Here is a 22,119-nt window from a genome sequence, read left to right as displayed (position 1 = left end):
GGCTCAGCCGGCGGGCCGGCAGCGCAGGACCTCGCCGATGAACGGCCGGGCGCTCGTGGGGACCTCCTGCCGGGTCCGGATGTGGCGCTGGCCGGGCTCCGCGGTCACGGTGGCCTCGGCGCTGCCCACCTGGGCCCCGTCGTGGGAGCGGGCCCGCAGCAGACAGGTGGCGGAGCCGCCCGGTGGCACGGTGACCCGGAAGTCGACCACCACCCGGGAGTCGGTGATGTCGGTGTAGCTGATCATCTCGCCCTGGTACTCCGGGTCGCCGTACTGGTAGTAGAGCTTCGCCGCGCCCAGGCCGAGGACGGCGAGCATGACCGTCACCGTCAGGGCGAGCAGGACCGGCCGGCGGCGCCCCGGCTCCCGGCGGCGGCCGTAGCGGCCCGGCGGGAAGACCGTTGCCTTCGCGGCGACTGTGGCGTGCGTCTCGCTCACCGGCGGGTATCTCCTGGCGTTGTTGTCGGCGGCATCGGCAAGAATGGCTAGGTCCATCTTCCCAGCCCGGCGCTGAGTCAAGGATGGCAGGTCGGCCTGGACCGGCGGGCGTGGCCCTGGCCACTCCGGTGGCGGCCCCCGACCGGCCGTCACGGGGGCTTTCGCGGGCGCGGGGGGAGATTCCGGCAGGTCAGCCGGCCGGCCCGGGGGTCGGTCGGCGGGCACAGACGAGGAGCGCCGAAGGTGGCAGAACAGCTGCGTCTCATGGCGGTGCACGCCCATCCCGACGACGAGTCGAGCAAGGGCGCCGCCACCATGGCGAAATACGTCGCCGAGGGGGTGGACGTCCTGGTCGTCACCGCCACCGGTGGCGAGCGGGGCAGTGTGCTCAACCCCAAGATGGACCGCCCCGACGTCTGGGCGAACATCGGTGACATCCGGCGGGCCGAGATGGACGCCGCCCGGGCCATCCTCGGCGTCGAGCAGGCGTGGCTCGGTTTCGTCGACTCCGGGCTGCCCGAGGGCGACCCGCTGCCGCCGCTGCCGGAGGGCTGCTTCGCCCTCCAGGACGTGGACGTCGCAGCCGCGCCGCTGGTGCGCCTGATGCGGCAGTTCCGCCCGCACGTCGTCACCACGTACGACGAGGAGGGCGGCTACCCGCACCCCGACCACATCATGACCCACAAGATCACTGTGGCGGCGTTCGACGCGGCCGGTGACCCGGACCGCCACCCCGAGCTGGGCGAGCCGTGGCAGCCGCTGAAGCTGTACTACGACGTGGGTTTCTCCCGCGCCAAGATCATGAGCCTGCACGAGGCGGTGCTCGCCGCCGGGCTCGAGTCGCCGTACGGCGAGTGGATGAAGCGCTGGGACGAGCGCCCCGACAAGGGCGCCCGGATCACCACCCGGGTCGAGTGCGCCGACTACTTCCCGGTCCGCGACGACGCGCTGCGCGCGCACGCCACCCAGATCGACCCGGACGGCTTCTGGTTCCAGGTGCCGATGGAGTTGCAGAAGCGCGCCTGGCCGACGGAGGACTTCCAGCTCGCCCGCTCGCTGGTCGACAGCCCGCTGCCCGAGTCCGACCTGTTCGCCGGCGTACGAGAGGCGTGCCGTGCCCACTGACCCGGCCGGGGTCTACCCTGGTGCTCAGTCGCACATCGGAGGAACACCATGCTGACCACCGTCGAGGTGCTCGCGCAGAACAACTTCGGTGACACCCGTACGGGTGGTCTGGCCGGTCCGATGGGCCTCTTCCTCATCGTCGCGCTGGCCACCGTCACCGTCCTGCTGATCCGCAACATGAACGCCCGGCTGCGCCGGCTGCCCGACCGCTTCCCGCAGCAGGGCACCCCCGGCCGGGCCGATTCCGCAGTCGCCGATCCGACAGACGGGCTCGTCGAGCAGGATTCACCGACGAATGCGCCCAACGGCTCCCAGCAGCACCGGAACAGCTGAACACCGCGTGAATCACGTCGAAGCCGGTTGTCGCCCCCTGTTGCGACCACCGGCTTTGGCTTAGCCTTCCGCCGGGGGGACCGTCAGGCCCCGGACCCTGCGCGGAAGGGGGACGCCGATGTCGAAGACAGCACCGGCCCCCGACCATGCCCCGGCCCGACCCGTCGACGGGGCGGCCCCGTGACCACCGAGCCGGCCGACCGTTCCCCCGACCGGATCGGCCTGCGCGGGACACCGGTGGGCGTCGTCCTGCTCACCGTCGCGGTCGCGCTGACCGGTCTGCTCGCCGCCGCGCTCGGCCTCACCGTCCCGTCCCACCTGCCGGCCGACCACCCGCTGCCCGGTCCGGCACGCTTCGGCATCGCCATCGTCGCGTTCGCGGTGGCCCAGCTCGCCCGGCTGCGCTTCCGTACCGCGTCGGGCATGGTGAGCATCACCTGGGGCGAGGCCGCGCTCGTGGTCTGCCTCTGGCTGGTGCCGGCGGGCTGGCTCCCGGCCGCGGCCCTGCTGGGCGTGGGCGCCGCCTGGACCGTGATGTCGATGGTCTCCGACCGCCGTCCGGCGCTGGAACTGGTGGCGATCGCCGGTTCGCTCACCGCCGCCACCGCGCTCGCCGCCGCGGTGGCCACCGCGCTCGGCCCGCCGCTGCTCGCCGCGCCCACCCCGGAGCTGGCGCTCACGCTCACCGCCGCCGCGGTCACGTACCTGCTCACCACCGCCTTCCTGGGCGCCGTCACGCTCGCCCTGCGGCACGGCATCGCGATCGGTCCGCCGCTGCTCGCCGCGCTGCGCGGCAAGCTGCTCATGTTCGTCGGCAACGTGGCGGTCGGCCTGGTGGTCGTCGCGCTGCTCGAACTCGACGCGCGCTGGCTGCTGCTCCTGCCGCCGCCGCTCTGGCTGCTCCAGCAGACCTACCGCCACCGGCTCCGGGCCGACCAGGAGCGGCGTACCTGGCGGGCGTTCGCCGAGGCCACCGCCGCACTCAACCAGCTCGACGAGCGCGGCGTGGCGACCGCCGCGGTGACCGGGGCGCTCACCCTGTTCGGCGCGGAACTGGTCGAGGTCGACGTGGCCCGGGGCGAGGGACGCTGGCGCCGCTACCGGGCCGACCGCGGCGGGCAGGTACGCGACCGGGAGGTGGAGCCGTCCGCCGGCGCCGACGCGGGGGAGCACGAACTGGTGCGCCGCCTCGCCGTGGGATCCGCCGACGTCGGCCGCCTGCGGGTGCGGTTCGCCCGGTCCGCCCCGCCGAGCGCCCGGGAACGCGACGGCGTGGCGGCCTTCGGCGACGCGCTGGCCGCCGCCCTGCACGACGCCGCCACGCACCGGGAGCTGCGGCTGGTCACCGCCCGCTCGTCGTACGACGCGGTGCACGACCAGCTCACCGGACTGCTCAACCGGGCGGCGCTGCTGGCCAAGGGGGACCAGGCGCTGCGGCAGCGCGCGCACGACCACCCGGTGGCCCTGCTGCTGCTCGACGTGAACCAGTTCAAGGAGGTCAACGACACGCTCGGGCACTCGGCGGGCGACCAGTTGCTGCGGCTCACCTCCAACCGGCTCGCCGCGCTGACCCGGCCGGGTGACCTGCTCGGGCGCCTCGGCGGCGACGAGTTCGCGCTGCTGCTGACCTCGGTGCCGCTGGTCGAGGACCGGACGGCCCCGCTGGCGTACGCGCTGCGCCAGGCCCGGGAGGTCGCCGAGCGCCTCGCCGCACCGACCGAGGTGGCCGGGGTGCGGATGTCCGTGGAGGTCGCGGTGGGCGTCGTGGTCGCCGACGCGGGCGCGGCCGACCTGACGGAGCTGCTGCGGCGCGCCGACATCGCCATGTACCAGGCGAAGGAGGGCGGCGGCAGCGTCGCCGCGTACGACAGCTCCCGCGACGCGGCGAGCACCGACCACCTGGCGCTGCTCGCGGAGATGCGGGAGGCTCTCGCCGCCGACGACCAGCTGGTGCTGGCGTTGCAGCCGGCGGTGGACCTGGCGACCGGCGCGCCGACCGGGGTGGAGGCGCTGATCCGGTGGCGGCATCCGCGCCGGGGCTGGCTCGGCCCGGCCGACTTCATCCGCCCGGTGGAGAACAGCGAGCAGCTCGGCAGCTTCACCCGGTACGTGCTGGACAAGGCGCTGGAGGTCGCCTCCGGATGGGCGCGGGACGGGCTGGACGTCCCGATCTCGGTGAACCTCTCCGCGCGCAGCCTGCTCGACCCGCGGCTGCCCGCCGAGATCGAGGAGGCGCTGCGCCGCCACCAGGTGCCGCCGCACCGGCTGGTCCTGGAGATCACCGAGACGGTGGTGATGAGCGAGCTGGAGGTCATCGACGAGGTGCTGGCCACGCTGCGTGGTATGGGCGTGCAGCTCGCCGTGGACGACTTCGGCACCGGGTTCTCGTCGCTGACGTTCCTCACCCGCATCGCCGTCGACGAGTTGAAGGTGGACCGCTCGTTCGTGCTCCGGATGGCCGACTCGCCGGAGGCGGCGGCGATCGTCCGGACCACCGTCGGGTTGGCCCACGAACTGGGCCTGCGGGTGGTGGCCGAGGGTGTCGAGACCGCCGAGCAGCGCACCGCGCTGGCCGAGCTGGGCTGCACCGCCGCCCAGGGCTATCACTTCTTCAAGCCGATGCCGGCCGACAAGATCGCCGCAGTGCTCGCGTCGCTGCGCGACGCCGCCCGGGGCAACGTCTTCCCGCTGCGCGCCGACGGCGCCTCCTGACCGGTCCGTCCGCCGTGGACGGGGCAGCGGAGGACGCCCGGCCGGTCCTACGCTGCTGGCACGGCGGGCACGACAGGCGTCCCCGCTGACGTCCACACGGGGAGGACGACGATGAGACGTTCCTGGCGACGGATCCTGCTCGCTTCGACCATGGCGTTGACCACCGGCGCCGCCGGCCTGGTCATGCCCGCGCCGGCGCAGGCCCGGCCGGCGGAGTCCTGGTCGTTCGCCGTCACCGGCGAGCCGGGTGATCCGATCACCGCCGGCAACTCCTACTCCTACAGCTCCGCCGCACCGACACCGGGCGACGAGATGAACGCGTGGGGCCACGACCAGCAGCACTTCGGGATGGAGTTCTGGAGCGACGCCGACAACACCTGGCGTCTGGAGATCAGCGCCCCGGCCGGCCAGCCGCTGAAGGCGGGCGACACCTACCAGAACGTCGGCCAGCCGGACGGGAGCGGCACGGCCGGCATCCGCCTCTACAACGGCGGTTGGGGGCGCTCCTGCGCGCAGAGCACCGGTTCGTTCACGGTCCTCGACGCCGCGTGGGGGCCCTTCGACTACGTCGAGCGCTTCGACGCCACCTTCGAGATCCGGTGCGAGGGCGCGACCGGCGGTCTGCGCGGCCAGGTCCACATCGGCAACCCGCCGCCGCTGCCGGCGCTCGACGTCACACTGACCGTCGATCCGGTCGCGACGGTGGACAACAAGGGCATCGCCACCGTCCGCGGCTCGATCACCTGCACCCGGGCGGACTCCTTCTCCATCGCGGGCGAACTCGTCCAGGAGCAGAAGAAGGCGGGCACGGTGCGCGGCTACTTCTCACCCCACATCCCGTGCGTTCCGGGCCAGGTGGTGCCGTGGTCGGCCACCACCTACCCGGCCGACGTCAAGTTTCAGCGCGGCACCGCCCAGGCGGTCAGCGAGATCCTGGTCCGCGACTTCGAGTACTGGAACGAGTTCACCGTGCGGGACACCTCGACGCTCACCCTGACCCGGTGAGACGGCGGCCGGGCCGGGACCACGACCCCGGCCCGGCCGCCGCACTCGCGCCGCACCGGCTCCGCGCGCTCGCTAAGGTCGGGTGGTGAACCGACTCGCCGAGGCCACGTCGCCCTACCTGCTCCAGCACGCCGACAACCCGGTCGACTGGTGGCCCTGGTGCGACGAGGCGTTCGCCGAGGCGAAACGGCGCGACGTGCCGGTGCTGATCTCGGTCGGCTACGCGGCCTGCCACTGGTGCCACGTCATGGCCCACGAGTCGTTCGAGAACGAGGCAGTCGCCCGGCTGATGAACGACGACTTCGTCTGCGTCAAGGTCGACCGCGAGGAGCGCCCCGACGTCGACGCGGTCTACATGACCGCCACCCAGGCGATGACCGGGCAGGGCGGCTGGCCGATGACCGTCTTCGCCACGCCGGACGGCACCCCGTTCTTCTGCGGCACGTACTTCCCCCGCGCCAACTTCATCCGGCTGCTCGGCTCGGTCGCCACCGCCTGGCGCGACCAGCGCGAGGCGGTGCTGCGGCAGGGCACCGCAGTGGTCGAGGCGATCGGCGGCGCGCAGGCCGTCGGCGGCGTCACCGCCCCGCTCACCGCCGAACTGCTCGACGCCGCCGCGAGCCGGCTCGCCGGGGAGTACGACGAGACGAACGGCGGTTTCGGCGGCGCACCGAAGTTCCCGCCGCACATGAACCTGCTCTTCCTGCTCCGGCACCACCAGCGCACCGGCTCGGCGCGCAGCCTGGAGATCGTCCGGCACACCTGCGAGGCGATGGCCCGCGGCGGCCTCAACGACCAGCTCGCCGGTGGCTTCGCCCGCTACTCGGTGGACGGCCACTGGACCGTGCCGCACTTCGAGAAGATGCTCTACGACAACGCGCTGCTGCTGCGGGTCTACACCCAGCTCTGGCGGCTCACCGGCGACCGGCTGGCCCGCCGGGTGGCCCGCGACACCGCCCGCTTCCTCGCCGACGAGCTGCACCGCGCCGGTGAGGGCTTCGCCTCCGCGCTCGACGCGGACACCGAGGGCGTCGAGGGGCTCACCTACGTCTGGACACCCGACCAGCTCGTCGAGGTGCTGGGGGAGGACGACGGCCGCTTCGCCGCGGACCTCTTCGAGGTCACCGCCGACGGCACGTTCGAGCACGGCACCAGCGTGCTGCGGCTGGCCCGGGACGTCGACGACGCCGACCCGGAGGTGCGGGCCCGCTGGCAGGACGTGGTGGGCCGGCTGCTGGCCGCCCGCGACACCCGGCCCCAGCCCGCCCGCGACGACAAGGTGGTGGCCGCCTGGAACGGGCTCGCGATCACCGCCATCGCGGAGTTCCAGCAGGTCGCCTCGCTGCTCGTGTCGCCCGACGACGAAGACGCGAACCTGATGGACGGCGTGCTCATCGTCTCCGACGGTGCGATGCGGGACGCCGCCGAGCACCTGGCCACCGTGCATCTCGTGGACGGCCGGCTGCGCCGCGTCTCCCGGGACAAGGTCGTGGGTCAGCCGGCCGGGGTGCTGGAGGACTACGGCTGCGTCGCCGAGGCGTTCTGCGCGATGCACCAGCTCACCGGCGAGGGGCGGTGGCTGACGCTGGCCGGTGAGCTGCTCGACGTGGCGCTGGCCCGGTTCGCCGGCCCGGACGGCGCCTTCTACGACACCGCCGACGACGCCGAGCGCCTGGTCACCCGGCCCGCCGACCCGACCGACAACGCGACCCCGTCGGGCCGGTCGGCGATCGTCGCGGCGCTCGTGGCGTACGCGGCGCTGACCGGCGAGACCCGCTACCGGGAGGCGGCCGAGAAGACGCTGACGACAGTCGCGCCGATCGTCGACAGGCACGCCCGGTTCACCGGGTACGCCGCCACCGTCGGCGAGGCGCTGCTGTCCGGGCCGTACGAGATCGCTGTGGCGACCGGCGACCCGGAGGGCGACCCGCTGGTGGCCGCCGCCCGGCGCCACGCCCCGCCCGGCGCGGTGGTGGTGGCCGGCGCCCCGGACCAGCCCGGCGTGCCGCTGCTGGCCGGGCGGCCATTCGTCGACGGGAAGCCCGCCGCGTACGTCTGCCGGGGCTTCGTCTGCCAACGGCCGGTGACCGGCGTCGAGGAGCTGGTCGCGCAGCTCGGCTGAGCGGAGTGGGCCGGGCCGCCCTCACGGTCCGGCCCGGCACCGGCCCTTATAGGCTGGCGGCGCTATGGACTCCCGTACCGGTCTCCCCGTCGTGGGCATGGTGGGTGGCGGCCAGCTGGCCCGGATGACCCACCAGGCCGCCATCGCTCTCGGCCAGTCGCTGCGCGTGCTGGCGCTCGCCCCGGACGACGGTGCCGCGCTGGTCGCCGCCGACGTCCAGTACGGCGACCACACCGACCTGGCCGCGCTGCGCACGTTCGCCAAGGGCTGCGACGTGGTCACCTTCGACCACGAGCACGTCCCCAACGAGCACATCCGCACCCTGACCGACGAGGGCGTGAAGCTGTTCCCCCCGGCCGAGGCGCTGGTGCACGCGCAGGACAAGCGGGTGATGCGGGAACGGCTCGGCGAGCTGGGCGCGCCGAACCCGGCCTGGCGTCCGGTGGAGTCCCCGGCCGACCTGATCGCGTTCGGCGAGGAGACCGGCTGGCCGGTGGTGCTCAAGGCCGCCCGGGGCGGCTACGACGGGCGCGGCGTCTGGATGGTCGACGACGCCGGTCAGGCCGGTGAGCTGGCCGCCACGCTGCTCGCCGGTGGCACCCCGCTGCTGGTCGAGGAGCGGGTGGCGCTGCGCCGGGAACTGGCCGTGCAGGTGGCGCGCTCGCCGTTCGGGCAGGTCGCCGCGTACCCGGTGGTGGAGACGGTGCAGCGCGACGGCATCTGCGTCGAGGTGCTGGCGCCCGCGCCCGACCTGCCCGAGGAGCAGGCCGTGGCCGCGCAGCAGCTCGCCATCGACCTGGCCACCGCGCTCGGCGTGGTCGGCCTGCTCGCGGTGGAGCTGTTCGACACGCCGTCCGGGCTGGTCGTCAACGAGCTGGCGATGCGGCCGCACAACTCCGGGCACTGGACCATCGAGGGGGCCCGGACCTCCCAGTTCGAGCAGCACCTGCGGGCGGTGCTCGACTACCCGATGGGGGACACCTCGCTGACCGCGCCGGTCGTGGTGATGGCGAACGTGCTGGGTGGCGCGCCGGGCGGCAGGTCCATCGACGAGCGGCTGCACCACCTGTTCGCCGCCGAGCCCGGGGCCAAGGTCCACCTGTACGGCAAGCAGGTGCGCCCGGGCCGCAAGATCGGGCACGTCACGGTGCTCGGCAACGACCTGGACGATGTACGGGCCCGGGCCGCGCGTGCCGCCCGCTGGCTCCAGGAGGGGCACTGATGAGCACCGTCGGGCTGATCATGGGCAGCGACTCGGACTGGCCGGTCATGAAGGCCGCCGCCGAGGCGCTCGACGAGTTCGGCGTGCCGTACGAGGTTGGTGTGGTCTCGGCGCACCGCACCCCGGTCAAGATGATCGAGTACGGACGGGCCGCGGCCGGTCGTGGCGTCCAGGTGATCATCGCGGGCGCGGGCGGAGCGGCTCACCTGCCCGGCATGGTCGCCTCGGTCACCCCGCTGCCGGTGATCGGTGTCCCGGTGCCGCTGAAGTACCTGGACGGCATGGATTCGCTGCTGTCCATCGTGCAGATGCCGGCCGGGGTGCCGGTCGCCACCGTGTCGATCGGCAACGCTCGCAACGCCGGCCTGCTCGCGGTACGCATCCTGGGCGCTTCGGATCCGGTGCTGCGCGACAGGATGGCCGCCTACCAGGCGAGCCTGGAGGACCTGGTCGCGGAGAAGGATGCCGCGCTGCGCGCCTCCCTGATCTGACCGTCTCGTCACTCTCTGTTTCCCAGGTGTCTGGTCGCTCAGCGTGACCGGCCGGGCCGACGCGTGTCTGTGCCCTCCGCCGACTTTGCTCTGCAGCCATCGGCGCAGCACGGCTCTGGCCTGCAACCCGGCCTCGCGCCCCCAAACGGCTCGGCGGCGGCCATCGTCACAGTTGGTGACTGCTGCGTCAGTGGGTGCAGAGCAAAGGCGGCAGAGGGGCATCATCCCCGCCGCAGCCCGTCGACACGGAGCGTGACCTGATCAGTCGCGTCCCAGGCCCGACCGGGACCGGCTCACCGCATGCCGCGCAGGGCGGTCTGGAGGCGCTCCTGGGCACGGCGGCGGCGTTCGTTGCTCGCCCCCAGCACCAGCAGCACGATGCCGACCGGGATCAGGACCAGCCACGGGCCGAGGCTGAACAACGCGTGCACGGCCGCGATAGCGGTCACCGTCGCGCCGACGATCACCGGGGCCTGCTGCCGGCTGGTCGAGCCGAAGATCAGCACCGCGACGGCGCCGAGCAGCAGCAGCACCTGACGCAGCATGCTGGATTCGGTCGCGATCACGATCGCCAGCGTGGGCAGGAACGCGGTGACCAGCGCCGGCCCGTACGCCACCCAGCTCGACAGGTCGGGCCGGTGCCGCAGTTGCAGGACGCCGACCAGCAGGGCCAGCGCGGCGAACGGCAGCGTGTACGCCTCCGGCAGCGCCACGTCGGCCACCCGCATCAGGATCCACCAGGCGCTGATCTCGCAGGCCACCACCGCCCAGAACAGCAGGTTGCGCTCCATCGGACGACGTCCCGGACGGCTGGCCGCCACCCCGAGGACCGCGCCCCAGGCGGCCAGCAGCGCGGCGATGTGCCGGGGCGAGTCGTACGCCAGCGCCAGCGCGATGAGCGCCGCCCCGTAGCCGCTCCACTCGACTGTGGCCGCCTCCCGGTACGCCTCGGGACGGCGCAGCCGGGGCAGCGTGGCGGCGAACACCTGCAACGCCGCGCCGACGGCGAGCACCCCGAACGCGGACCAGACGGCCGCCAGCCCGGACTTCAGGCCGATCGTGAGCACGAACAGCTGAGCCATCACCGAGCCGAACAACCAGCCCAGGATGCGCGCCCGCTGGGTGGTGCCGAACAGCGCGGCGACAGCACCCACGCCGACCGCCCCGCCGAGCGTGAACACGGTCAGGTCGCTCGTGGCGAGGCTGCCGGCCAGCCCGGCGCCACCGGCGGCCAGCCCCAGCGCGAAGACCAGCACCCGGGCCACCCGGATCGACCGGCCCGGCTCGGCGATCGCCGGTGGCGGGGTCAGCGCCAGCCCGAGCATCGAGATGGTGAACACCGCGAGCGCGGCAAGCGCGGTCACCGGCCAGCCCCGCCCCAGCGCCACCGGCGTGATCAGCAGGGTGATCGCCGCGCCGGGCAGGATCACCGGCACCGCCCGGGACCGCCGGCCGCCGCTGAACCCGGTGGCGGCCAGCGCCGCGGTCACCGTCAGCAGCAGCGCGGTGAGCACGTGCGTGGGGTTGACCGCCTCCGGCGGCGGGGTCAGCAACTCCGGTGGTGGCCCCTGCCACACCCGGCCCAGCACCGCGAACGGCGAGAACAGCGCCACCACGAGTGAGGGCGCCAGCGTGGCCAGCGCCAGTGCGGTGGGCAGCGCCGCGGCGGCGAGCGCGCCAGCCGCCGGGCTGACCCGCCAGCGCAGCTCGGGATCGTCCGGGGCACGTCGTAGCGCCCCGTTGAGCAGCACGGTCCAGCGGCGTACCGGCCGGCCCGAACCGGCGGGCGGGACGGTGGCGGCCCGTACCAGTTCGGCGAGCACACCGAGCAGCGCGGCGGCGGCGGCGAACACGCCCGCCGGCAGGCCGACAGCGAGCGCCGCGGCGGCGGTCACTGTGGCCGCGCCGACCACCGCGACGCTGGCGTACGGGAGGTATTGCGGCACCTGCCGGCGTACCGCCGCGATCGCGGCCAGCCCGATGCTGGCGGCGGCGAGCGCGGCGGTGAGCACCACCTGCGGTGGGCGGCCGTACTCGACTGCCAGCGCGGCCACCGCGCCGGGCAGCGCGAGCAGTGCGGCTCCGGCGCCCGCGCCGCCCACCTGCACCAGGTGCGGCGGCATGCCCTCGCTGCGGATGTCGTCGACGAGGGAAGGCGCGAGCGTGCGGGCCACTGCGGCCACCGTCGCGCCGATCAGCGCGATGCTGCCCAGCGCCAGCGCTGTCGTCCACGGCCGTACCAGCCCGGCCCCGGCCGCGTGCAGCGCCACCACCCCGGCCACTGTGGCCCGGGACAGCGCGGCCCGGGGATCGACAGCGGCCGCGGCGGCCATGCCGTAGACGGTGGCCACCATGCAGCCGACCAGCACCGGGGACCACCAGGGCAGGTCGAACGCGGCCGGTGCGCCCACCGTGGCGAGCACGGCGGCCAGGCCGGAGACGTCGTACTTCCACGGCGGCGGCAGCAGGATCGCCGCGGTCACCCCCAGCAGCGCCAGCGCGACCGGGGCCTGCCAGGTCGACCCGCCGGTCGGCGCGGCCGGCCAGCTGGACAGGTCACCGGCCCAGATCGGGCCGGGGGTGGCCAGCACGCCGAGTCCGCCGCGCAACGCGCTCCAGGCGGCGATCAGGCCGATCAGCGTGCCACCGGCGGCGATGCCGAGAATCGGGCCGCGCCGCCACTCCTCGGGCAGCGCGCGGGCGGCCACCGCCACCAGCAGCACCAGCGCGGAGGCCACCACGAGCTGACCGCCGGGGGCGAGCACCGCGGCGATCCGGGCCAGCGTGGCGACGAGCGCCACTGTGGTGGCGGCGAGCGCCAGGTCGGACCCGTCGAGGGACATGTCCGCGCGGCGGCCGGCGTCGATGCGTGGGGCGAGCGCCAGCAGCGCGGCGGCGACCAGGAGCAGACTCCCCACCCACGCGTCGGCCGAGGTCGCGCCCGGCGCGCCGAACGCGGCGGCGGCGACCGCCACCGCGCCGAGCACCGTACCGAGCGCGTGCGGCATGCTCAGGTGCCGCTGCGCCACCTGCACCAGGGCGGCGTAGCCGAGCGTGACGCAGACGGCGAGGAAGCTCGCCGCGAGGATCGGCACGGTGATCTCGCGCAGGTTCGCCGGTGTGGCGACCGGCGGCGTCGGCACCGTGGCCGCCACGAACGCGGCGACGGCACCGGGCAGGGCGAACGCCGCGCCGCCCGCGGCCCAGGAGCAGACCGTCTCCGTCGCGGCGGCGGCGAGCCGGACCCGCGGGGCGAGGGACACCAGCGCCCCGGCCAGGAACAGAACAGTCAGCGCGGCGGCGGTGAGCGCCGGGCGGGCGAGCGAAGCACCCGCGCCGACCAGGCCCAGCCCGGCCGCTGTCACCGCGTGCGCCACAGCGGACCGTTCGGTGCGTGCGGTCAGCCCGAGCACGCCGACCGCTACCGCTGTGAGCAGCATCGGCCAGCAGGCCGCCGCCCAGCCCAGACCGAGCGACGCGGGTACGGCGAGCGCGGTGAGCGCCGCGCCGACCACCGCGAACTCGCGCCGGATCTCGGCCGGCAGCGCGATCACGGCGGCGATCGTGAGCAACGACGCGCTGGCCGCGAGCTGCCAGCCGGTCGGGCCGACCGCCCGGGCCAGCTCGGCGTGCCATCCGGTCAGATCCGCCGACCACGCCGGCAAGGCGGCCCGGACCGGGGCCAGCCCGGCGCGCAGCGCGCCACCGGCCACCACCAGGCCGCTGACCGTGAGCGCCACCGCGGAGGCGATCTGCGGGCCACGCCGGGCCGTCTCCGGTACGGCCCGGACGGCGAGCCCGGTCAGCGCGATGACGGCAGAGATGAGCAGCAGGGACCGGCCGGGCAGAGCCACCGAGGCGACCCGGCCGAGAGCGCCGATGACCGCCAGCGTGAGGATGCCGGCGCCCACGTCCGGCAGCGGCGGCCGGCGCAGCACGAGCGTCCCGGCCAGCGCGACCAGGGCGGCGAGCAGCAGCACCGTGCCCGCGGCGGCGGCCGGCGGCACCGTGGTGGCGCGCAGCAGTCCGGTCACCGCGTACGCCAGCGCGACAGCGACCGCCACGCCGTGCAGCAGCCAGGTCAGCTCGGGCAGCCACGGCACCGGCCGGGCGGTGGCGGTGGCGGCCGGACCCGGTGGTGTCTCACCGCCCAGCACCTCGGCGGACTCCTCCGGCGCCGACTCGGGCCGGTCGTCGTCGGCGCGCTGCCGGGGCGGGACGGGAGGTGCCTGCTCGGTGACGGGCAGGTCCCGCCGGACGGGCCGCTCGCGTACCACCGCCGAGCGCGCGAGCGCCAGGTCGAGCACTGCCACCACGGTCAGCACCAGCGCCCAGCCGACCGGCCCGGTGATCCGCTCGTACGCCAGCAGCGGCAGCACCGGCTGGGCGGCCAGCACTGTGGCGAAGCGTGGCGCGCGCAGACCCGTCCCGTACGCGTACCCGAGAGCGACGAGCGTGGTGACCAGGAAGATCGTCCCGGCGAACGCGGCACCCGACGAGCCGCCGCCGATCCGGTCCACGGCCCAGAGCGCGTACCCGGCCAGCGGCACCAGCAGCAACCCGACCGCGGCGATGGTCTCGGCGGTGGAGGTGAGCCCGCGCCGGGCCAGCACCGGCGGGGCGAGCAGCATCAGCGCCGTCGCCACCAGCAGCACGCCAAGGCGGGCCAGCGCGTCCATCGAGCTGGTGGCGACCGCGGCGAAGACCACCGCGGCGACGCCGAGCAGGAGCGCGCCCAGCCCGAGCGGGATGTTCTGCACCTCGCGCGAGGACGCCTCGGGCGGGTGCTCCGGGTCGTCCGCGTCGAGCCAGCGCGGGCGGCCGCGCGGCGGCGACGGGGGCAGGTCCTCCGGCGGGCCGGGCGGCGGGGTGCCCTGGCGGGGCACCCGGGGCGGCGCGCCGGTGGCGGCGGTGGGCGGGCGGCGGCCGGGCCGGCGGCGCAGCACCCGGCGCGGCCGGGTGGCCTGCCGGATCCGTTCCTCACCGGCGTGCGCCAGGATGTCCCGCTGGAAGAGGGCGGCCTGCATCTTCGCGGCGATCTGCCGCTGCTCCCGGGCGATCTCGGCGTCGCGGGCCTTCATCTCGGCGATCGAGCGCTCGATGTCGGCCAGGTGCTCGGCCCACTGCGGCTGGTGCGCGCCGCAGTGCGGGCAGACGACGGCGGGCTTGATGTCCTGCCCGCACGAGGCGCACCTGAAGCTCTCCACGACAGTCTCCCGTCCGCCCGTGCCCCCGCACTGTGGACCTCCCAGAGGCAGCATGCCTTGAGTGGGCCGGGATTTCGACAGTTGCCGCCGCGTTCGGGACAACAAAAACGGACCGGCCGCCGGGAGACGTTCCCCGGCGGCCGGTCCGCGCGCTCAGCGGATCAGGGGCGACCCATGCCGCGGTACTCCCAGCCGGCCTGCGTCCACAGTGTGGAGTCGAGGCAGTTGCGCCCGTCGACCACCTTGCGGCCGTTCGCCAGCTCGCCCAGGGCCACCGGGTCGGCGTTGCGGAACTCGGCCCACTCGGTGAGCACGCAGACCAGGTCGGCGCCGCGGACGGCGTCGTTCATCGTCTCCTCGTACGTCAGCTCGGGCACCGCCCGGCGTGCGTTCTCGACCCCCTGCGGGTCGAACACGTGCACGTCGGCGCCGGCCTTGCCGAGCAGCGAGGCGACCGCGAGCGCCGGCGCGTCGCGTACGTCGTCGGTGTTGGGTTTGAACGTGGCGCCGAGCACCGCGACCCGCGTGCCGGACAGGTCCGGGCCGGCCGGCCCGGAGCGGCGGCCGAGCAGTTCGGCGGCGAGCTGCACCACGCGGCTGCGGCGGCGCTGGTTGATCAGGTCCACCTCGTGCAGGAAGCGCAGCGCCTCACCGGCGCCCAGCTCCTGCGCGCGGGCCTGGAAGGCGCGGATGTCCTTGGGCAGGCAGGCGCCGCCGAAGCCGAGCCCGGCCTGGAGGAAGCGGTTGCCGATGCGCGGGTCGTAGCCGATCGAGCGGGCGAGCTGGGTGACGTCGCCGCCGGCCGCCTCGCAGACCTCGGCCATCGCGTTGATGAAGGAGATCTTGGTGGCGAGGAACGCGTTCGCGGCGACCTTGACCAGCTCGGCGGTGGCGAAGTCGGTGACCACCAGCGGCACCTCGCGGTCCTCGGTGGCGGCGAGGTCGAAGACGCCTTTGTGGGCGGCGAAGAGCATGCCGTTGGCCCACTCGCTCTTGACGCCGACCACGATCCGGTTCGGACGCAGCACGTCGTCGACGGCGAAGCCCTCCTGGAGGAACTCGGGGCTCCACGCCACCTCGACGCCGAGGTCGGCCGGGGTGTGCTTGCCGACGAGCTGCTCCACCCACTCGGCGGTGCCCACCGGCACGGTGGACTTGCCGACGATCAGCGCCTTGCGGGTCAGGTGCTGGGCGAGGCTGGTCACGGACGCCTCGACGTACGACAGGTCGGCGCCCATGCCGTCGGCCCGCTGCGGGGTGCCGACGCAGATGAAGTGGACGTCGCCGAAGTCTGCGGTCTCCTGGATGTCGGTGCTGAACCGCAGCCGGCCGGCGGCCAGGTTGCGCCGCAGCAGCTCGTCGAGGCCGGGCTCGTGGATCGGCACCTCGCCCGCGTTCAGCTTGGCGATCTTGTCCGCGTCGACGTCGAAGCCGAGCACCTCGTAGCCCAGCTCCGCGTAGCAGATGGCGTAGGTCGCACCGAGGTAGCCGGTGCCGAGGAAGGTCACCCGCGGGCGGGCGGCGCCGGACGGCGGGGTCACCGCGGCGATGGCGGGCATCGGCTGGGTGTTCGGGTACGGAATCGTCACGCCTGTCTTCTCCGCTCGCACTGGCGGCGCTTCCACGCGTCGCATTCTGCTGGGGCGCCGAGGCCGGGCACCGAGGGAACTGGATGTCTGCTGTGAGGGTAATGGGGTTGGGCGGGCGAGGCTCGGGCGCGAGCCTACCCGCCGGTAAGGTTCGGCCGGGGCCGGTGGCTATCCTTCAGTTTGCGGCAGTCGTCGGCCCCCGGGCGGCACAGACTGCGCATGATAGCGGTGAAAGGGGAGGGCCGACATGGCCGCAGAGCAGTCGTTCGACGTCTACCGGTTGCCGGAGGAACACGAGGCGATCCGGGAGGCGGTCCGTGAGGTCTGTGCGGCCAAGGTGGCTCCGCACGCCGCCGAGGCGGATGAGACAGGTGAGTTCCCCAAGGCGTCCTACGAGGCCCTGCGGGCGGCCGACTTCCACGCCCCGCACATCCCGGTCGAGTACGGCGGCGCCGGCGCGGATGCGCTGGCCACGGCCATCGTGATCGAGGAGGTGGCCCGGGCCTGCGCGTCGTCCTCGCTGATCCCGGCGGTGAACAAGCTGGGCACCATGCCGCTGCTGCTGGCCGGCTCCGAGGAACTCAAGCGCAAGTACCTCACCCCGGTCGCGGCCGGGGAGGGCATGTTCTCCTACTGCCTCTCCGAGCCGGAGGCGGGCAGCGACGCCGCCGCGATGACCACCAAGGCGGTACGTGACGGAGACCACTGGGTGCTCAACGGCGTGAAGCGGTGGATCACCAACGCGGGCGTTTCCGAGTACTACACCGTGTTCGCCGTGACCGATCCCACAGCGCGCTCGAAGGGCATCTCCGCGTTCGTGGTGGAGAAGTCCGACCCGGGCGTCAGCTTCGGCGCCCCGGAGAAGAAGCTCGGCATCAAGGGCTCGCCCACCCGTGAGGTCTACTTCGACAACGTCCGGATCCCGGCCGACCGCATGATCGGCGCCGAGGGCACCGGCTTCGCCACCGCGATGAAGACGCTGGACCACACCCGGGTCACCATCGCCGCCCAGGCCGTCGGTATCGCTCAGGGCGCGCTGGACTACGCCAAGGGCTACGTCCAGGAGCGCAAGCAGTTCGGCAAGCCGGTCGCCGACTTCCAGGGCATCCAGTTCATGCTCGCCGACATGGGCATGAAGCTGGAGGCGGCGCGGCAGCTCACGTACGCCGCCGCCGGCAGGTCCGAGCGCGGCGACGCGGACCTGACCTACTTCGGTGCGGCCGCGAAGTGCTTCGCGTCCGACGCCGCCATGGAGATCACCACCGACGCGGTCCAGCTGCTCGGCGGCTACGGCTACACCCGCGACTACCCGGTCGAGCGGATGATGCGGGACGCCAAGATCACCCAGATCTACGAGGGCACCAACCAGGTGCAGCGCATCGTGATGGCGCGTCAGCTACTCAAGGGCTGACCGCAGGCGTTCGGGCGGGCGGGCCGGTGCGTACCGGCCCGCCCGCGCTCGTTCAACGGCTCTCGGTGCCCTCCGGCCGGCCGGCGCCGCGCGGGGGCGCGGACCACGGCGACTCGCCGCCGGTGCGGCGGGGCAGCGGCTCGGTCGGGGTCTCGGGGTACGCCAGCGTGAGCGGCGGCGTGTCCGGGTCCTTCGCCGGCGCCGGGGGCCAGTCGGTGAGCGCCGGCTTGTGCTCCACCGGCGCGACGGCCGGGGTCAGCTCCGCCTCGGCCGTCGCGGGTGTGGCGGGACGCCGCCAGCGGCTCGTGCTGAACACCGCCATCAGCAGCAGCACGCCGATGAGGAACAGCGTGCCGTTGTCCAGCGGGTCGCGCAGCGGCAGCGGGTCACCGAGCAGCTTCAGGTCGTCCGGCACCCGGTCCCGCACGCTGAACGGCGCGACGAACAGCCCGAGGTACGGGACCGCGAGCAGCAGGCCGGCCACCAGCGGGCCGAACGGCGAGAAGCGCAACGTGCCGAGCAGGCCGAGCAGGATGCCGGCGACGCCCAGATAGACGGCCGGCTCGATCAGGTTCGGCGTGCTGTACGTCCCGATCTCCACCCAGCGGTCGACGGTCCGCTCAGATCCGTCCTGACCGAGCGTGACGAGCACCCAGGTGACGGGCGCCACCGCCAACCCGGCGAGGAAGCTCCAGAGATGTCGCATCCGCGCACCGTACCGTTTTCGGCATGACAGATCATCCCGCGGTCCCGCCGGGTAAGCCCACGTCGTACTCCCGCGTCACGCTCAGTCGCATCATGACCGCGGTCGATGTCAATCTGTACGGGACCGTGCACGGTGGGGTACTGATGAAATTCGTGGACGACGTCGCCGGCGCGGCGGCGGCGCGGCACAGCGGCGGCACCGCGGTGACCGCGTCCATCGACGAGATCGTCTTCTCCGAGCCGGTCCGGGTGGGCGATCTCGTGCACGCGCACGCGCAGATCAACTGGACCGGACAGACCTCGATGGAGGTCGGGGTGAAGGTGGTCGCCGAACGCTGGGACTCGGCCGAGGAGGAACCGGTCCGGGTCGCCACCGCGTACCTGGTGTTCGTGGGCGTCGACGTGGGTGGCACGCCCCGGCCGGTCCGCCCGGTGCTGCCCGAGACGCCGGAGGACGAGCGCCGCTTCCGGGAGGCCGAGATCCGGCGCGCGCACCGGCTCGCCCGGCGCCGCGCTATCCAGGCCCACCGCGCTGGCTGAGGTGTAAGGAAGGGCCCCTTGTTAACGCCTGCGGTAGAGGAGGGGACCCCTGTTAACACCCCCCCCGGGCCTACCCGCGCCGCCTCCACCGGCGGCAGACACCCGCGGAGGGCGAGGTGTTAACAAGGGGCCCTTCCTCTGCACGAGGCGTTAATAGGGGGCCCTTCCTTACACGCGAGCCACATGGGGTGGGGGTTCGGGGTGTGGGCGGGGCACGCCCCGTACGGCGTACCCGGCGCGGACAATGGCGGCACGAGGTAGGGCAAGATGGCGCCACGGCCCCGGCACACCGTCGTGGCGGGCCCAGGGGAGGGTGGAACAGTGGCTGACGTGCTGTGGACGCCGCCGGCGGACGTGCGGGAGCGGTCGCGGATCGGTGACTACCTGCGCTGGCTGGCCGAGCACCGCGGGCTGGAGTTCGCCGACTACGACGCGCTGTGGCAGTGGTCGGTGACCGACCTGGACGCCTTCTGGCGCTCGATCTGGGACTACTTCGACGTGGTCGCGCACACCCCGCCGACCGCCACCCTCACCGGCCGGGCCATGCCGGGCACCCGCTGGTTCCCCGGCGCGACGCTCAACTACGCCGAGAACGTGCTGCGCATGCCGGGGCTGGGCGACGACGACCCGGCGGTGATCGCGCACGGTCAGACCCGCGCGCCGGAGACGCTCACCGCGGCCGAGCTGCGCGAGCGGGTCCGCCGGGTGGCCGCCGGGCTGCGCCGCCTCGGTGTCGGGCCGGGCGACCGGGTGGCCGCGTACGCGCCGAACATCCCGGAGACGTACGTCCTGCTGCTCGCCACCGCCAGCCTGGGCGCGATCTTCTCCTCCTGCGCGCCCGAGTTCGGCACCCGCAGCGTCACCGACCGCTGGCAGCAGATCGAGCCCACGGTGCTGGTCGCCGTGGACGGCTACCGGTACGGCGACAAGCCGGTCGACAGGCGCGCCGAGGTGGCCGCGATCCGGGCCGCGCTGCCGTCGCTGCGGCACACGGTCGCCATCGCGTACCTCGATCCGGACGGCCCGGCCCCCGACGGCGCGCTGCCGTGGGCGGAGCTGGCGGCGGCGACGGACGAGCCGTTGACGTTCACCCCTGTCGCCTTCGACCACCCGCTCTACGTGCTGTACTCCTCCGGCACCACCGGCCTGCCCAAGCCGATCGTGCACGGCCACGGCGGCATCCTGCTGGAACACCTCAAGATGCTGGCGCTGCACCACGACCTGGGCCCGTCCGACCGGTTCCTGTGGTTCACCACGACCGGCTGGATGATGTGGAACTTCCTGGTCTCCGGCCCGGCGGTGGGCGCGGCGATCGTGTTGTTCGACGGCAACCCGGGCCACCCCGACCTGGGCGCGCTGTGGCGGCTGGCCGCCGACACCGGCACCACGTACTTCGGCACGTCCGCGCCGTTCCTGCTGGCCTGCCGCAAGGCCGGGCTGGTGCCGCGCGAGGTCGCCGACATGTCCGCGGTGCGCGGCCTCGGTTCGACCGGCGCGCCGCTGCCGGCCGAGGGCTTCACCTGGGTGTACGAGAACGTGAGCGACCGCCTCCAGCTCCAGTCGCTGTCCGGAGGCACGGACGTGTGCACCGGGTTCGTCGGCGGCGTGCCGCTGCTGCCGGTGTACGCGGGGGAGATCGCCTGCCGGGCGCTCGGCGCGAAGGTGGAGGCCCGCTCCGCCGACGGCAGCGCTGTGATCGGGCAGCTCGGCGAGCTGGTGATCACCGAGCCGATGCCGAGCATGCCGGTCGGGTTCTGGAACGACCCGGACGGCGCCCGCTACCGGGAGGCGTACTTCGAGGTCTATCCCGGGGTGTGGCGGCACGGCGACTGGATCACCGTGAACGAGCGCGGCGGGTGCGTGATCACTGGCCGGTCCGACGCCACGCTCAACCGGGGCGGCGTACGCCTCGGCACCGCCGAGTTCTACTCGGTGGTCGAGGGGCTGGACGAGGTGGTCGACTCGGTCGTCGTGCACCTGGAGGACGACGAGGGCGGCGCGGGCGAGCTGCTGCTGTTCGTGGTGCTCGCCGAGGGCCTGGAACTCGACGACGAGATGCGGCGCAAGATCTGCCGGGAGCTGCGTACCGCGCTGTCGCCGCGGCACGTGCCGGACGAGATCCACCAGGTCCGGGCCGTGCCCCGCACGCTGAGCGCGAAGAAGCTGGAGGTGCCGGTCAAGAAGATCCTGACGGGCACCCCGGTCGACAGCGCGGCGGCCAAGGGCGCCCTGGCCAACCCGGAGTCCCTGACGGCGTTCGCCGCACTGGCCCAGCGCCGGGCCACCGCCGACAGCCCCGCCCCGCCTCGCTGATCTCGCACTCTCCGCCCCGCCGCCCCGCCCGTTGATCTTGCACGTTCCGCCCCGGCGAACGGGGCGAATCACCCGTCCCGAGGGCCGAAACCGCAAGATCAACGGGGAGGGGAAGGGGCGGGCGTCAGGCCAGGGTGTGGGTGGTCTTCTCGGTTTCGGCGCGGGAAGGCAGGCGGGCCGGGTCGGGGTGGGCGCACGCGACCACGCTGGCGCCTGCGGTCAGCGGGGTGAGCAGCCAGTCGACCGGGTCGGGGTGGGTGGTCACGTCGACCAGGAGGCGATCGCCCTGAGCCAGGCCCAGCTCGGTGGCGCGAGCCTGTGCGCGGGCCAGCAGCGCCGCGTCCGCCTCGCCACCGGCCGGGTTCGGCGTGAAGTGGTCGCCGTGTCCGCGTACCGCGGAGACGAAGTCGGTGCAGCCGGCCGGCACCTGCCGCATCGGCAGCGCGAACGGGTCGAGCGCCAGCGCGTACCGCTCGCCGGCCGGCCACCCGGCCGTCTCGTCCACCCGGCCGACGGCCACGAACAGTGCCTCCACCGGGCCCGGCGTGCCGGTCACTGTGAGCTTCGCCGACCAGCAGCCGAGCAGCACCGCGGCGGTCTGCCAGTGCGGCGGCAGCAGCACCCCGGCCGCGTCGCCGGGCGCGGCGCCGACCTCGTCGGTGAGCAGGTTCGCGGTCTTCGCCACCCAGTTCGCGAGCGTCGCCCCGGAGAGTTCGGTGCGTTCGCCGGTGGCGTCGTCGTACCAGGTCAGCAGCGGTCGGGTGGGGTCGGTCGCGATCGCGTCGGCGAACACCCGGGCAATGTTGTCGGCCATCGGCGCGAACGATACGCGCCCCGCGTGCGTACTCGATGACAGCGACAAGTCGGCGTACCGTCGGGTCGCGGTCAGCGCCTCGCGCCCGGCCC

The 22,119-nt window shown here is 73.9% G+C and carries 15 protein-coding genes; 10 read left to right on the top strand and 5 right to left on the bottom strand.

Annotation, left to right across the window (positions count from 1 at the left end):
* Positions 1-3: 3 nt before the first annotated feature.
* Positions 4-438, bottom strand: a complete 435-nt coding sequence (locus FB454_RS27895; protein WP_145755114.1) for a DUF4307 domain-containing protein — start codon at positions 436-438, stop codon at positions 4-6.
* 243 nt (positions 439-681) lie between these two features.
* On the opposite strand from FB454_RS27895, the gene mca reads away from it, so the two are divergent.
* From mca to purE, 7 genes are all read left to right on the top strand, one after another.
* Positions 682-1,563 (top strand): mycothiol conjugate amidase Mca, encoded by an 882-nt coding sequence (mca, locus tag FB454_RS27890; RefSeq protein WP_013284135.1) that lies wholly within the window; start codon positions 682-684, stop codon positions 1,561-1,563.
* Positions 1,564-1,611: 48 nt separating this feature from the next.
* Positions 1,612-1,896, top strand: a complete 285-nt coding sequence (locus FB454_RS27885; protein ID WP_013284136.1) for a hypothetical protein — start codon at positions 1,612-1,614, stop codon at positions 1,894-1,896.
* Positions 1,897-2,076: 180 nt separating this feature from the next.
* Complete coding sequence (locus FB454_RS27880) at positions 2,077-4,608, top strand: putative bifunctional diguanylate cyclase/phosphodiesterase (RefSeq protein ID WP_030271218.1); 2,532 nt, start codon at positions 2,077-2,079, stop codon at positions 4,606-4,608.
* A gap of 111 nt (positions 4,609-4,719) precedes the next feature.
* Positions 4,720-5,613: a hypothetical protein gene (locus tag FB454_RS27875; RefSeq protein ID WP_114919476.1), complete on the top strand. Its 894-nt coding sequence runs from the start codon at positions 4,720-4,722 to the stop codon at positions 5,611-5,613.
* 85 nt (positions 5,614-5,698) lie between these two features.
* Positions 5,699-7,735 (top strand): thioredoxin domain-containing protein, encoded by a 2,037-nt coding sequence (locus FB454_RS27870; protein ID WP_145755113.1) that lies wholly within the window; start codon positions 5,699-5,701, stop codon positions 7,733-7,735.
* 64 nt (positions 7,736-7,799) lie between these two features.
* Positions 7,800-8,957, top strand: a complete 1,158-nt coding sequence (locus FB454_RS27865; RefSeq protein ID WP_030271213.1) for a 5-(carboxyamino)imidazole ribonucleotide synthase — start codon at positions 7,800-7,802, stop codon at positions 8,955-8,957.
* Positions 8,957-9,448 carry a 5-(carboxyamino)imidazole ribonucleotide mutase gene (purE, locus tag FB454_RS27860; protein WP_013284141.1) on the top strand — a complete coding sequence of 164 codons (492 nt, stop codon included), beginning with the start codon at positions 8,957-8,959 and terminating at the stop codon, positions 9,446-9,448. The genes FB454_RS27865 and purE overlap by 1 nt, the downstream gene beginning before the upstream one ends.
* A 293-nt stretch (positions 9,449-9,741) precedes the next feature.
* Here the strand turns inward: purE and FB454_RS27855 are convergent, their stop codons facing one another.
* Together FB454_RS27855 and FB454_RS27850 are read right to left on the bottom strand one after the other, a co-directional pair.
* Entirely contained in the window at positions 9,742-14,655 is a 4,914-nt protein-coding gene (locus FB454_RS27855) for an SCO7613 C-terminal domain-containing membrane protein (RefSeq protein WP_145823804.1), read from the bottom strand.
* 161 nt (positions 14,656-14,816) lie between these two features.
* Positions 14,817-16,244, bottom strand: coding sequence for a UDP-glucose dehydrogenase family protein (locus FB454_RS27850; protein WP_013284143.1), 1,428 nt, complete (start codon positions 16,242-16,244; stop codon positions 14,817-14,819).
* Between the two features lie 247 nt (positions 16,245-16,491).
* Between FB454_RS27850 and FB454_RS27845 the strand changes: the two genes are divergently transcribed.
* The gene (locus FB454_RS27845; RefSeq protein WP_013284144.1) at positions 16,492-17,655 is read left to right on the top strand and encodes an acyl-CoA dehydrogenase family protein; all 1,164 of its coding nucleotides are present in this window, start codon (positions 16,492-16,494) and stop codon (positions 17,653-17,655) included.
* 52 nt (positions 17,656-17,707) lie between these two features.
* On the opposite strand, the gene FB454_RS27840 is transcribed toward FB454_RS27845, so the two are convergent.
* On the bottom strand, positions 17,708-18,361 hold the full coding sequence (locus tag FB454_RS27840; protein ID WP_145755111.1) for a hypothetical protein: 654 nt from the start codon (positions 18,359-18,361) through the stop codon (positions 17,708-17,710).
* A gap of 23 nt (positions 18,362-18,384) precedes the next feature.
* On the opposite strand from FB454_RS27840, the gene FB454_RS27835 reads away from it, so the two are divergent.
* Both FB454_RS27835 and FB454_RS27830 read left to right on the top strand, forming a co-directional pair.
* Positions 18,385-18,900, top strand: coding sequence for an acyl-CoA thioesterase (locus FB454_RS27835; protein WP_013284146.1), 516 nt, complete (start codon positions 18,385-18,387; stop codon positions 18,898-18,900).
* 321 nt (positions 18,901-19,221) lie between these two features.
* Positions 19,222-21,213 (top strand): acetoacetate--CoA ligase, encoded by a 1,992-nt coding sequence (locus FB454_RS27830; protein ID WP_030271208.1) that lies wholly within the window; start codon positions 19,222-19,224, stop codon positions 21,211-21,213.
* 124 nt (positions 21,214-21,337) lie between these two features.
* On the opposite strand, the gene FB454_RS27825 is transcribed toward FB454_RS27830, so the two are convergent.
* Positions 21,338-22,027 carry a TIGR03089 family protein gene (locus tag FB454_RS27825; RefSeq protein WP_030271206.1) on the bottom strand — a complete coding sequence of 230 codons (690 nt, stop codon included), beginning with the start codon at positions 22,025-22,027 and terminating at the stop codon, positions 21,338-21,340.
* Positions 22,028-22,119: the final 92 nt, after the last annotated feature.

It is taken from the genome of Micromonospora sp. CNZ297, from assembly GCF_007827625.1.
Note: the sequence above shows the minus strand (reverse complement) of the source record. Positions and strands in the feature narration are given on the sequence as shown.